13 protein-coding genes are annotated in these 12,827 nt (G+C 63.9%); 3 read left to right on the forward strand and 10 right to left on the reverse strand.

Annotated elements, in window-relative coordinates; translation table 11 throughout:
• Positions 1-21: 21 nt before the first annotated feature.
• From ffh to pyrF, 8 genes are all read right to left on the reverse strand, one after another.
• Positions 22-1,350 carry a signal recognition particle protein gene (gene ffh, locus MTHMO_RS08135; protein ID WP_202214328.1) on the reverse strand — a complete coding sequence of 443 codons (1,329 nt, stop codon included), beginning with the start codon at positions 1,348-1,350 and terminating at the stop codon, positions 22-24.
• A 24-nt stretch (positions 1,351-1,374) separates the two neighbouring features.
• Positions 1,375-2,784, reverse strand: a complete 1,410-nt coding sequence (locus MTHMO_RS08140) for a proteasome accessory factor PafA2 family protein (RefSeq protein ID WP_202214329.1) — start codon at positions 2,782-2,784, stop codon at positions 1,375-1,377.
• 3 nt (positions 2,785-2,787) lie between these two features.
• The gene (locus MTHMO_RS08145; protein ID WP_202214330.1) at positions 2,788-3,567 is read right to left on the reverse strand and encodes a proteasome subunit alpha; all 780 of its coding nucleotides are present in this window, start codon (positions 3,565-3,567) and stop codon (positions 2,788-2,790) included.
• 188 nt (positions 3,568-3,755) lie between these two features.
• Complete coding sequence (locus MTHMO_RS08150; protein ID WP_202214331.1) at positions 3,756-4,550, reverse strand: proteasome subunit alpha; 795 nt, start codon at positions 4,548-4,550, stop codon at positions 3,756-3,758.
• Between the two features lie 4 nt (positions 4,551-4,554).
• A complete protein-coding gene (locus tag MTHMO_RS08155) occupies positions 4,555-4,731 on the reverse strand; it encodes a ubiquitin-like protein UBact (protein WP_202214332.1) in 177 nt (58 codons plus the stop codon).
• 32 nt (positions 4,732-4,763) lie between these two features.
• Positions 4,764-6,314 (reverse strand): proteasome accessory factor PafA2 family protein, encoded by a 1,551-nt coding sequence (locus MTHMO_RS08160; RefSeq protein WP_202214333.1) that lies wholly within the window; start codon positions 6,312-6,314, stop codon positions 4,764-4,766.
• 38 nt (positions 6,315-6,352) lie between these two features.
• A complete protein-coding gene (locus MTHMO_RS08165) occupies positions 6,353-8,002 on the reverse strand; it encodes an AAA family ATPase (protein WP_237394850.1) in 1,650 nt (549 codons plus the stop codon).
• A gap of 95 nt (positions 8,003-8,097) precedes the next feature.
• Positions 8,098-8,796, reverse strand: a complete 699-nt coding sequence (pyrF, locus tag MTHMO_RS08170) for an orotidine-5'-phosphate decarboxylase (protein ID WP_237394851.1) — start codon at positions 8,794-8,796, stop codon at positions 8,098-8,100.
• Between pyrF and ispE the strand changes: the two genes are divergently transcribed.
• From ispE to MTHMO_RS08185, 3 genes are all read left to right on the forward strand, one after another.
• Positions 8,795-9,673 (forward strand): 4-(cytidine 5'-diphospho)-2-C-methyl-D-erythritol kinase, encoded by an 879-nt coding sequence (gene ispE, locus MTHMO_RS08175; protein ID WP_202214335.1) that lies wholly within the window; start codon positions 8,795-8,797, stop codon positions 9,671-9,673. The two genes, pyrF and ispE, sit on opposite strands and share 2 nt — an antisense overlap.
• Positions 9,674-9,793: 120 nt before the next feature.
• The gene (locus MTHMO_RS08180) at positions 9,794-10,969 is read left to right on the forward strand and encodes an NAD(P)/FAD-dependent oxidoreductase (RefSeq protein ID WP_202214336.1); all 1,176 of its coding nucleotides are present in this window, start codon (positions 9,794-9,796) and stop codon (positions 10,967-10,969) included.
• A 14-nt stretch (positions 10,970-10,983) separates the two neighbouring features.
• Positions 10,984-11,664, forward strand: coding sequence for a radical SAM protein (locus tag MTHMO_RS08185; RefSeq protein WP_202214337.1), 681 nt, complete (start codon positions 10,984-10,986; stop codon positions 11,662-11,664).
• A gap of 19 nt (positions 11,665-11,683) precedes the next feature.
• On the opposite strand, the gene MTHMO_RS08190 is transcribed toward MTHMO_RS08185, so the two are convergent.
• Both MTHMO_RS08190 and MTHMO_RS08195 read right to left on the reverse strand, forming a co-directional pair.
• Positions 11,684-11,908 (reverse strand): hypothetical protein, encoded by a 225-nt coding sequence (locus MTHMO_RS08190; protein ID WP_202214338.1) that lies wholly within the window; start codon positions 11,906-11,908, stop codon positions 11,684-11,686.
• A 111-nt stretch (positions 11,909-12,019) separates the two neighbouring features.
• Positions 12,020-12,760: a hypothetical protein gene (locus MTHMO_RS08195; protein ID WP_202214339.1), complete on the reverse strand. Its 741-nt coding sequence runs from the start codon at positions 12,758-12,760 to the stop codon at positions 12,020-12,022.
• Between the last annotated feature and the right edge of the window lie 67 nt (positions 12,761-12,827).

Here is a 12,827-nt window from a genome sequence, read left to right on the forward strand (position 1 = left end):
CCTCTCTTTCTTCCTTGCTCTTCATCCGGATCGGGCGCCGGGGAAGCCGAATTTCGACCAGCCCCTACCCTCTCCCTTGGAAAGTTTCCGCATCATCTTCCGCGTCGCATCGAACTTGCGCAACAGATCGTTGACATCGCTGACCTGCGTTCCGCTCCCGCGCGCGATCCGCAGCCGCCGCCGTCCGTTGAGGATCTCCGGCCGGCGGCGCTCTTCGGGCGTCATCGAGAGGATGATCGCCTCGATTCTCTTGATCCTCTTCTCGTCGACCTTGACCGCTTCCTTGCCGGGAAAGCCCGGCAGGAGCCCCAATATGCTCTCCAGAGGGCCCATCTTCTTCAGGAGCCGGAGCTGCGCGAGGAAATCCTGCAGGGTGAATTCGTTGCTTTTGAGCCGCTTGGCCACCTCTTCCATCGATTGGGCATCGATTTCCGACTGCACCCGATCGACCAGCGCCACGATGTCTCCCATCCCCAGAAGCCTTCCGACGAATCGCTCGGGCACGAAGGGCTGCAACGCGTCCGGCTTTTCTCCCACGCCGAGGAACTTGATCGGGATGCCGGTCACCTGCTGGATCGAGAGGGCCGCGCCACCCCGGGCGTCTCCGTCGGCTCTCGACAGAACCAAGCCGGTAATGGGCACTCGGGCGGCAAAGGCCTCCGCCACCCGTACCGCCGCCTGGCCGGTCGCCGCATCCACGACCAAGAGCGACTCCCCCGGCTCCCAAATCCCGGCCACGGCGGCCAGCTCCTCGAGCAGTACGCCATCGACATCCAGACGGCCGGCGGCATCAAAGATCAGGACATCGACTCTTTCCCGCTCGCCGCGCGCCCGCCCTTCTCGGACGACCGTCTCGAGCGCGGTTCCCTCCGGCCACGCATAGACGGGAACCTGGATCTGCTCGCCGAGCCGCTCGAGCTGCTCCCGGGCGGCGGGCCGGGTCAAATCTCCGGCGACCATGGCAACTTTCTGCCGTTGCTTCCGAAACCAGAGCGCCAGCTTGGCGGCCGTCGTGGTCTTCCCCGAGCCGTTGAGCCCGCAGAGGAGAATGCGGAGGGGACGCTCGCGCCGGATCTCCCGCACGCCCTCGCCGAGAAGGCGCACCAGCTCGTCGTGGAAGATCTTGATGAACTGATCCCCGGGCCGAATGCTGGCCAGCACTTCCCGCCCGAGCGCCCGCTTCTGGATCTCCTCGCAGAGCCTCTTGGCCACCGGATAATGGACGTCCGCGGCGAGCAGGGCGAGGCGGATCTCGCGGAGCGCGTCGGCAACGTTTGACTCGGAAAGCTTCCCGTATCCCCGAAGGTTGCGGAAGACCGATTCGAGCTTTTTCTGGAGGAGTTCGAGCATACGAGGAGCCGGGCCGGCCGGGAGTTATGGCGAGCGGAGCTCCATGTCCTCGCAGAGGCCCGGCAGCTCCGCCTTAGGCGGTACCGTGCTCACGAAGGGATCTTCCAAGGAGTAGTAGCCGCTGTTGCCGACCTGCACATAGTCCCAGTCGATCACATACGAGATCTTGCCGGCGGCCACTCGTCGCATGAGCTGGCTGCGGGCATGGGCTCGGGTGTTCCGGGGAGCCTCCTGCTCCGGATCCCGGCTTCCGGGGCCGGAGCAGGCGAGCGCTTCGAGCGTCGGCTGGGGGATCAGGCCCGCCAACCTCCGCTTTTCGTCGAGGTTATGGTACTCGAGATCAAGGCTTTCCATCCACGGATCATCCCAGCCCACCCCCTCCCGGCTTCGAAAGAGCTCGAGCAGGTGACGCTTCGTGATCCAGTCCACCCTGCCCAGGAGCGCCTCGGTGTCTTCGCGCAGACCCCGCAAGACCTCCTCCCACGCAAGACAAGTCCAGGCCGCGTCCCGATCCCCTTCCCTGCCCGACCGCGATACCGCCGCCAGGAAGTGCTCCAAAAGCTCCACGGCCGTCCACCTCCTGCCGTCGGAGAGCTCGATGAGCCACGGGCCGTCGGGGCAATGGCTGATCTGATGCATCGTGCGCACCGGATCGGCCAGGGCGACCTGGGGCATCCTGTCCTCCTCCAGAAGATCAAGAACGAGCGAGGTGCTGCCGACCTTCAGGGCCTGGCTGAACGGCAGCATGTTCGAGTCCCCGAGGAGGAGGTGGAATCGACGGAAGCGGCTGGGGTCCCCCAGCGGCTCGTCCCGCGCGTTGATCAGCGCCCGGTTGAACTGCACCCACTCGTAGATCTCGGTCTGGATGTAGTCGGCCCGTTGCATCACCTGGAACGGCAGAGCGCGCGTTCGGGCTCCCCGGTCGACGCCGCGCGGTACCATCACTGTGCCGACCCGACCCGCTCCGACCATCAGTCCCCGGACAGCCAGGAACGCGAGCAGGGAATCGACGTTACCCTGGGTGAGCGGCGCGTCGCGCTGGAGCAGATAGTTTTCGTGGCAGCCGAAGGTCGCACCCGTGTAGTGATCGATGTTATTCTTGATGAAGGAGGTCTCCCCAGCGATGCCCAAGTCGTTCAAGGCCCGTTGCAGCAGAATTTCCCCCGCCCGATCGGAGGCCAGCAGATCGCCGAGGAAGAGGCATTCGGCGGTGCAATACTCGATATGCCCCATGTCGAGATAGAGCCGCCCGCCGTTGAAAAGGAATCCGCCGTTGCCCGCCGGCTCGTCGTAATCCCGATCATGCACATCGATCAGGCCCACCTGCTTCCGGTAGAAGAGATAGTCCCGGACTCGCTCCGGCACCGGCATTCTGTCCTGGGATCGCTGCGATAGGCAGCCGTACTCGGTTTCCAGCCCCGCAATCCGACGCATCTCCTACTCCTTTTGCCCTTCTTCCCATCCCAATTCCCAGGACTCGGGGACGAGAAACGCCGGGCCGCCGCCGGTGGCAGCCTCGCGGGAGAGCGCCCCGACTTCGAATCGGTCCGCGAGCTTGGGGGCGAACCAAGCACTCGGCGGTGTAAACTCTTCCCACGGAATCCGCTTCTCCCCATCCGCCTGGGCGGCCCAAGCGAGCACGGCCAGCGCGTGCCCGGCTAACTCCTTCCAGCTTTTGCCCGGGATAGGGGGAAATTTCCGGCTCTCCTCCCGCCACAACGTCCAGAGATCCTTCCGGGCCCCGAGCAGAGCGCCGCGCCGCAGCTGCTCGGAATCCACCCCGGCATAGCCGCCGTCGTATTCGATCAGCCATCCTTGATCCGCGGAGGCCGAGCTTCCCAACTCCACGAAAATGCCCCGGAACAGCAACGGCGCGGCGAAGATCTGCTCGAAGGCGTTTTTGAGCGCCCCGGCCAACCCATAGCTTACGATCCGCCGCGCGCTCACGTCGGCTCTCGATCGGGAGAAGCCCTCGACGTGCGCCGTCTCGATCGCGGTCTGGCGGATCTTTTCCAGATCGGCGGGATGGCCGATTCCCGCGAGCGCCAAATGGTCGTAGATCTCGAAGATCTTGGGAGTGGACGCCTTGCCGGCGACCAGCAGGATGCCCGGCTCCCCGCTCAGAGCGACGACGGGTGCGGCACCTCGCAGTTGATCCTCGATGTACTCGCGTCGATTCTGGACCGCTTCCAGCCAGCGATAAGGTTCCTCGATCACGCTCAGCCTCTTCCCCTCGCACCCGCTGCCGCTTGTTCCGGCAAGGCGAGGAATCCTCCAAGACCCCTCGTCCGCAGGGACACGGAAAGAGTAAGCTTATCACGCCCGCGACGTAGTGCAATGCAATTGCATCCCCTGCCGCCCGGTTCCGGGGATGCTCTCGCCCGAGCGCGGCCCGGCGAAAGCATCTAGGTCGTCGGAAGAAGACGGCCGAGCTGCTCTTCCGGAATCGATTTGACCCCCGACCGCCGGACCAATTTGACCTGCGGATAGATTCGCGTCCGCCGATCAATGCCTCCCGTGGCGGTGTCGGATTCCGCCGCTACATCCAAAAGCTGGAGCGAGAGAGCGATCGCCTCTTCTTCCCCGCGCTCGGCCGGAGGCGATCCGCTCCACCGGTTCAGATATTGCAAAACAGCGCGCGCCGCCGGCGATCCCGAACCCGAAACGGCGAAATCGACCGCCTCGAATTGCGCTCCCAAGGCATCATAAAAGAAGATCTTCGGTCCCCCTTTGCCCAGAGGATCGACCAGGGCGAGGATCGGAACCACGACCCCGACTCCTTGGAGGGTCATCGCGAGGTTCTCCTTGAGAAGCTTGCCGACCATTCTTACCTTCGCGTCGACCGACAAGGGTTGAAGCTGGCTCCGCCGGTAGTACTCGAAGGAATGCTGAAGGACGCGCGCGATTTCGTAGGCGATCGCCGGAGCCCCGGCGATCGCCATCACCGTCGACCGGTCGATCTCGATCACCTTGTCGGCTCGATCATGAATGACCGTGTGCCCCATCGTGGCCCGCCGGTCTCCGGCAACGATCACCCCGTCCCGATAATGAAAGCTGAGGACGGTGGTCGCTTCCGGCATCGGTACCGCCGCTGCCCCCGGCGCCGTGCCTTTCCCTTCCGGGAAAAGAAGGTTCCTCGCACGGAGGACGGCGAGGAAATCCCCGGTCAGAGCCCCGGCGGAAACGCCGACGGTCTCCACGACCTTATTCTCCGGTACGCTGTCGATAGCGCTTCGCCTGATCGGGATCGACCTTGCGCATCCGCTTGAGGATTTCTTCGGTGTTCGGCCGATCGATTCTCGGCACCCTGGGCCCCGGCCCCTCTCCTCCCGGACCGGAACCGGGACCGACCGGATGTGTCTTTTGGACTTGTTCTGGCATCAGCATGGCTCTCCTGGTGGGTTTACGAAACTCTAACCGCCGATCGGCTCCAGGTGCAATTCCTCGATCATATCGGAAACGGCTTGCGCCCGGTCGATCACCTCGCAATAGCGCTCCAGGTCGACACCCGGAAAGGCCGAGGACAGCTCGACCCGATAAGTCTGCCCCTTCCAGCGAAAGGCGATGTAGTCCCACTGAACGTTGACCAGGTCTTTGGCGAACTTTTGAATGCACTTGCCCCGGATATACGCGCGGGATGCCGTCGGCGGCTGCTGGATCGCCCGATAGATATCCTCCTCCCGGGAAATTCGGCTGATCTGGCCCGCGGATTCCAGCGCGTAATAGAGCCCGCGCTCCCTATCCATCAGATGGTATTCGAGATCGACACTCTGGAGCCACGGGTCATCCCAGGAGAGCTTCTGCTCCTCGCGGAAGGTCTCCAGAAGGGAGCGCTTCGCCACCCAATCGAGCCGGTCCCGCAAGGCATCGGGATCCTTCTGCAACAGTTCGATGGTCTCTTTCCAGCCCTTCCAGACCGCTCGTTTCTCCGGGTGGTCGAGATCGACGTAGCGGCCGACCCAATCCGCGTAGTCGTTCTGCAGCTCGGTCGCGGTAGTCTTCCCCGCATGCGCGAGGCTGATCTCCCAACGGTTGGTCGGATCCCGGGAGATGCTCCGGTGCGCGTGGAGCGGGTCGAGCAGAAAAAAGCGGCGTGGCGCACGCTCGTACTGCAGCGCCTCCAGCACCAGTGCCGTGGTCCCTACCTTCAGCCAGGTGGCGTATTCCGAAAGGTTGGAGTCACCCACGATCACGTGGAACCGCCGGTAGAGCTTGGGGTTCGCGTGGGGCTCGTCCCGCGTGTTGATGAGGGGCCGCCGGTTCATGGTGTCGATACCGACAAGCTCGGTGAAAAAGTCCGCGCGCTGGGAAATCTGGAATCCTCCGCCCATCCCCAGGTCTTCCTTCTCCCAGCCGAGCTTCCCCGCGCCGCCGAAGATCTGCCGGGTGACCAGGAAGCCCATCATCCCCTCCACGATTCGATCCCAGGGGATCATTCGCGGGATCAGGTAATTCTCGTGGCAGCCGTAGCTGTGTCCTGCGAAGTCGCTGTTGTTCTTATAAAGGCACACCGTATGATTTCGCCGCCGGCTGGCCGCCCGGGCGCACTCCTCCAGAATCCGCTCCCCCGCCTTGTCCTGCGCCACCAGCTCCAGAAGGGTGGAGCATTCGGGTGTGGAGTATTCGGGATGCGTATGATCGTTGTAGAAGCGCGCCCCGTTGCGTAGGACGAAGTCGCTCTTGATCTCCTCGAAGCTGTAGGGCCGCTGGCGATCCTGGGAAAAAAAGTTCGCCTCGTCCCCGTCCTGGCGCAGCTCCTTCGCCCGGAAGCCACGGGCGTCGCGATGGGGATCCTCCCGGGTGTAATCCCAGAGATTCGGGCTGCCGAGTTGCGCAGCGGCCCGGACGAGGTGAATCGACTCCTCGACCACGTCGATTTCGGCGTTTTCCCGAACCGCGATCCCGAACTCGGTCTCCAATCCGAAATAGATCGGCCAGGCTGGAATGGGTCTCTGCTTGTCCATGGCGTCGCGCTTTCCTCCGGTATCTAATTCCCGAATCTTCAAACGACCTGACGCACCGTCGCTTCCTCCCGCCGCATCACCGGCGCCAGCCGAACCACGTTCTGGGGATCACAGTCCACCAGCTTCAACCAGTCTTCCGTGATGTCCGACGGCGGGAAGATGTCATTCTCAAGATACTCGATATCGAGCGCTGTCAACAGGTCCTCCAACCGCAAGCCGTAATCGGACGGATCGGCGATCGCCCGCTTGATCGCCAACTCCTTGGCCCGCTCGACAATCGACGCGATGATCGCTCCGCTGATCAGGTCGCCCCGATAGAGATATTCCTTTCTCCCGCTCCGGTAGGTGATCTCCAGGAACCGGTTCCGCTCGACCCGGGCGAACTGCGCCTCTAGCACCCCTTCGATCAGGATTTCGATCGCCTTTTGCCTATCGTTGCCCGCCTGCCTCAGGAGATCCGGAGAATAGGGCAGATCCGTATCCAGATAGATGCGGTAGATCTCTGCCGAGCCGGCGCGGTCGGGTCGATCCACCTTGATCTTCCGGTCGATCCGGCCGGGCCGCAGGATGGCGGGATCGATCAGGTCCGCCCGGTTGGACGCCAGGATGATCACCACCTCGCGCATCGACTCAATGCCGTCCATCTCAGCGCAGAACATGGGAACAAGCGTGTTGAGGATGCCGTGGTAGCGGCCCGCGCGCCGGGTTCCCAGGATGGATTCCGCCTCGTCGATGAAAAGGAACGGGAGGTACCCTTCCCGTGCCAGCTCCCGCGCCTGCTCGAAGAGCTCGCGGACCTGCCGCTCCGATTCGCCGACCCACATGTTCAGGATCTCCGGTCCCTTGACATGGAGGAAATACTCCTTCCGGTCCTCGCCGGTTTGTTCTCGGAGCCGACGCGTGAGATTGTACGCCGTGGCCTTCCCTAGGAGCGTCTTCCCGCACCCCGGCGGTCCGTGGAGCAGAAATCCCTTGGGAACATGGTGATGGTACTTGGCGAAGAGGTCCGCATGGAGGAAAGGCAGCTCCACCGCGTCGCGGACGGCGCTGACCGCCCGTTTCTGCCCTCCGACCTTTTCCCACGGAAGCTCCGGAACCCGATCGAGCAGACGGTACTTGGTCTTCGAGGTCGCCACGACCTCGACGGCGACCCGGGAGGAGGAGTCGACCCGAACTTCGAGCCCGGCCTTGATCCGCTCTTTAGCCAGCGGCGTGGAACGGACCACGACGAAGCTTCCGCCGACCCCTTCATGGCCCACGCGCAGCCGGTTGTCCGGCAGCACGTCGATCACCTTCACCACAGGGCCCGATACATCGAAGCCGAGATCGCCCACGACGACATAGGCCTCGTTGAGCAGCACCCGGGTTCCAACCATGAGGGTCTCATGGGCCAACCGGGGGTCGATCAGGCAATAGAATTCGGTTCCGCCCTGGATCACGAGCGCGATCTCTTTCTTGGGCAGGGCGAGGAGGGTGCCCACCCGGTTCGCCGGGGAGGAAAGTTTCTCGACCGCGTCGTTGAGCTTTTCCAAAGCCTGGCGGGCCTGCTCGTTGGTCTCCTCGAGCTCCGCCACCCGGCGGCGGAGATAGAAGAACGCCTCCCGCGAAACCGCGTCAAAAGCGAGCCTTTGGCCGATCAAGTCGACGATCTGAAGAGCGGAGGCCGACTCCAAGCTTTCGAAAGACATAGGCATGTCTGCTCCGAATCCTTTTTCCTTTCTCGCCATGCCTCACACAATAGGCGCATATGCTTCCCGCTGCAAACCGGCCCCCTAGGCGCTCCCTAAACGGGGCCATTTCCCTCCCCAAGCAAATTCCGCACCAACTCGACCGGGTCCGCCGATTCCAGCACCGGCCGGCCGACGACGATATGGGTCGCCCCGAGGGCGAACGCCTCACGCGGGGAGACTGTGCGACGCTGGTCGTCCGCCTCCTGCCGCGCGAGCCGGATTCCCGGGGTGACGATCAGCTCCGGCCGGATGCCCGCCTTCTGCAAGAAAAGGAGGTCGCGCGCCGAGCAGACGATGCCGGGAACACCGTTCTCGGCCGCCAGCGCGGCCAGAGAGCAGACGCGCCGGCCGATGCTTCCGGGCAAGCCGATTTCGGAAAGCTCTTCTTCGGTGAAGCTCGTCAGCACCGTCACCGCAAGAAGCCGGGTGGCGCTGCCTGCGGCGGCTGCGGCGGCGGCCGCCAGCATCCGCCTTCCGCCGAGAGCGTGGACGGTCAGCAGCCCGACCTCCATCTGAACTCCGGCCTCGACCGCCTTACCCACCGTCGCCGGAATATCGTGGAGCTTTAGATCGAGAAAGACCTGCGCTCCCAATGCACGGAGCTCCGCCACGACGGCGGGCCCCCCGCGCAAGAAAAGTTGACTTCCTACCTTGAACCAACTGACATACTCCCGCAGCCGGAGCGCCAGGGAAAGAGCCGCCTCCACCTCGAAGAGATCCAAGGCCACGATGAGCCGATCCGCTAAGGGCATGAAGGCCACCTCCGGGGGAATTCAACTCTTCGCACCGGCGAAAATCAACCTCGACCTGAGGATCCTCGGCCGTCGATCGGACGGCTTTCACGAGATCTCGACGCGGATGGCGCCGATCTCGCTGGGCGATCGCTTGCGCGTGATTCCTCGCTCCGACGGGGAGCTGGCCTTCCACTGCGACGATCCGCGGATCCCGGGGGGGGAGGAGAACTTGGTCCTGCGGGCCGCCCGCCTGTTCGCCGCGTCGTTCGGCCTCCCTTGCGGCTTCACCTTCCTGCTGGAAAAACGGCTTCCGTCCGGAGCCGGACTCGGAGGGGGCAGCAGTGATGCGGCCGCTACCCTTCTGGCTCTCCGCAGCCTGCTGGGGTATCCCTCGTCGGTGAATGCGCTGATGCCCGCGGCGGCCTCCTTGGGAAGCGACGTTCCCTTCTTCCTCGTCCAAAGGTCCGCGCTCTGCCGCGGCCGGGGAGAAATCGTCCACCCCGAGCCATGGCCCGGCCCCAGGCACGGCCTGGTCCTCTTCCCCGGTTTTTCCGTGCCGACTCCGTGGGCCTATCACGCTTACGCCCGCAACCCCCGCCCGGGCGAGGAACGGGGCGCGCCGCCCTGGGGCCCTGTCCGGAACGATCTGGAGCCCGCCGTCTTCCGGAAGTATTTGTGGATCGCCGAGGCCCAGAAATGGCTCCGGAATGAGGCGAAAGCCGCCCTCGCGATGATGAGCGGCAGCGGAAGCTCGGTCTTCGGTCTCTGGGATCGCGCTCCCGATCCCCATCTGCTGGCTCGGGCTCGGCTCTTTTTCGGTCCGGAAGCTTGGATCGAACCTTTTTCCATCCTAGACGGCGGGACCGCGCCGCCCCTCCGCGGCGACTCGTTTTGACTGCAGCCGTCCAAGTTTTCCTTAAGGAGCAATCCGGAAGCTGGACTCGCCCGGAAAAAGAACTAGTATAAGGATACCAACGAGCTACCGTCCAGCGAATTATCTTACTTTTTCTTGCAAATGCCCCACTATACTTACCTGATCATCGGCGGAGGGATGACGGCCGATGCGGCCGTTCGCGGAATCCGGGAAATCGATCCGAACGGGCCCATAGGGCTGCTCACCGCGGAGCCCGAGCTCCCCTACAATCGGCCGCCCCTCTCCAAGGGGCTCTGGAAGGGGGAGGCTCTCGATTCAATCTGGTGCCGCACGCCCGAGGCGGGAGTCGTCTTTCACCGCAGCTGCACCGCCCGCTCCCTGGACCTTTCGTCCAAGACGGTCACCGCAGAAAACGGGACGACCTTCTCCTTCGATAAGCTGCTGCTGGCAACAGGAGGCGACGCACGCCGCCTCCCCACGCCGAGCACGAAAATCCTCTATTATCGTACGCTGGCCGATTACCGGAAGCTCCGTGCCTGGAGCGAAGCCGAGGAGAGAATTTGCGTGCTCGGCGGAGGCTTCATCGGCTCGGAAATCGCGGCCGCCTTGGCCCTCAACGGCAAGCGCGTGACCCTCCTTTTTGCGGAGGCGGGAATCGGCGGCAGGATCTTCCCCGAAGCGCTATCTCTTTTCCTCAATGAATACTACCGCAAGAAGGGTGTCGAGGTGCTCCCCCGGCAGACGGTCTCCGCGATCGAGGAGCAACAAGGCCTCCTGCACATCCATCTCGGCCAAGGGAGCCTTTCGGTGGGAGCCCTGGTCGCGGGCATCGGCATATCGCCGAACGTAGGACTGGCCAAGGATGCCCGCCTCGAGGTCGATAACGGCATCGTGGTCGACGAGTATCTCCGCACTGGTCACGCCGACGTCTACGCGGCGGGAGACGTAGCCGCATTTTTCCAACCCGCCCTCGGGCAGCGGCTCCGCTTCGAGCACGAGGACAACGCGCGCCAGATGGGCCTCGTGGCCGGCCGCAACATGGCCGGCCATGCGGCGAAATACGATCACATCCCTTTCTTCTATTCGGATCTTTTCGATTTCGGCTACGAGGCCGTCGGCCTGCTCGATCTCCGGCTCGAGATCTTCTGCGACTGGAAGGAAGAGTTTCACACGGGGGTCGTGTATTACCTGGACCGCCGGCGGGTCCGCGGAGTGCTCCTCTGGAACGTCTGGGGACAGGTCGATGCAGCTCGGGCGCTTCTCGCCGAGCCCGGGCCGTTCCAGCCCGCCGACCTCCGCGGGCGGATCCCGTTCTAGCCGCCTGCCGGACCATGGTTGCCTCCCGACCCGACCCGCCCCCGGCGGAAGCGGCGGTCGTAGTCAACGAGATCTTCCACAGTATCCAGGGGGAGAGCAGCTTCGCCGGCGAGCCGTGCGTCTTCATCCGGCTGACGGGATGCGATCTCCGCTGCCGCTGGTGCGACACGGAGTACGCCTTTTTCGAGGGGAAGCGGATGCCGCTGAGCCGGCTCTTGCCGGAGGTGCAGCGCTTCGGCTGCCGACTCGTCGAGCTGACCGGCGGAGAGCCCCTCCTGCAGAAGAACAGCCGCCTTCTCCTCCGGCAGCTTTGCGATGCGGGCTACACCGTTCTCCTGGAAACCAGCGGCGCCCACTCGATCGCCGGGGTCGACCCGCGAGTGCACCGCATCGTCGATTGCAAGTGCCCTTCCAGCGGCGAGTCCTCCCGGAACCTGCCCGCCAACTTCGACCTCCTGGGGCCGCGCGACGAGGTGAAGTTCGTGATCGGCACCGAAGAGGACTACCGGTGGGCCCGAGACCGGCTGCACAACGCGCCCTGGGTGAACCGGGTGCGCGCCATCCACTTTTCGCCGGTGCACGGAGAACTTCCATTGGAGACCCTAGCCGGCTGGCTACTCCGTGACCGGCTGCCCGTCCGCTTGGGTTTCCAGCTTCACAAGTTTATCTGGTCCCCCGACCGCCGGGGCGTTTAGCGGCCGATCTCCCCGCGGGCTAGTAAGGAGCGCCGGGAGTGGTAGCTCCCATGCCGCCCAAGTACGCTCCGGCCGCGCCCGCCTGCTGCCAGGAGGGAGGCCGGTTCCACGGAAGGTCGGACACCCGTTGCCCCTGCTTCGCCGCCTGCTTTTTCGCAGCCGATTGATTGCTATTGGAAGAGGCACAGCCTCCCAACAAAACTGCTCCCGCCACGAGCACTAAGCCCAACTTTGCCTTTGTCATCGTCATCCGCCTCGTTGTCGATCTCCGGGACGAGCTACTCGTCTCCCCTTCGCGCGGCGCAGCCACCTTCGGATGCGGGCCCGCCCATGAGATGATCCCAAAATCCACCGCTTAATTCAACACATCGTCGCCGGGTTGTATTCCATTCGGACTGGATCCCGCCTCGATGTCCGCGACGGCCGTATTAGCCTCCGTGGAGACGATCTTCACCTTGCCGACCGGCTGGCCTCCCCGGTAGACGTTGAGCAGGCCGTTTTCCACCAGGCCGTCCTTTTCGCCGACGTTAAGGACGACAAAGTTCCAGTTGCGGTTGACGGACACCACCTTGCCGCGAATTCCCGACCGCATCGCCACCGCGCGGGCGGCGGTGGGAGCCACCTCGCGCATCCGCGCGAGCTCATTATTGAGCTTGGCGATGTTGTCCTCGAGCGCCTGCTTCTCCTTGAGCAGGCTCTCCACCTTGGCGGTCGCCGCCTCGTTGGCCGCCTTCTCCGACTCGAGCTTGCTCCCCAGATCCTCTATTTCCGCCTTCTCCTGCTGCGCGCGCAGCTCGGCTTCCTTGGCCCGCCTCTCCGCTTCCTCGAGTCTGCTGTCTCCGCTTCCCGCCTGGCTCTCCGCCTGCGCCAGCTTTTCGGTCGCCTCGGCGATCTTGGCGCGCAATTCTTCGACCTTCTTCTGGCTCTCCGCAACCTGAACCTTGCTCTCCTCAGCCTGCTCCGTCACGGCCTTGAGCTGAGCAGCCGTCTTTTCATATTCCCGCCGCATGGCATTCCGCTGGTTCGCCACCATGTACCCGAGCACGGCGGTCGCCAAGCTGCCGATCAACGCAATTCCCAAAAAGAACTTGATCACAGCTCTTCCCCTCTTTGCTTCCGCTCCGGTTTTCCGCCGAAAGTTTTTTTACTCATCGCGTCCGGAA

This window comes from Methylacidimicrobium sp. AP8 (assembly GCF_903064525.1).
GTDB lineage: Bacteria > Verrucomicrobiota > Verrucomicrobiia > Methylacidiphilales > Methylacidiphilaceae > Methylacidimicrobium.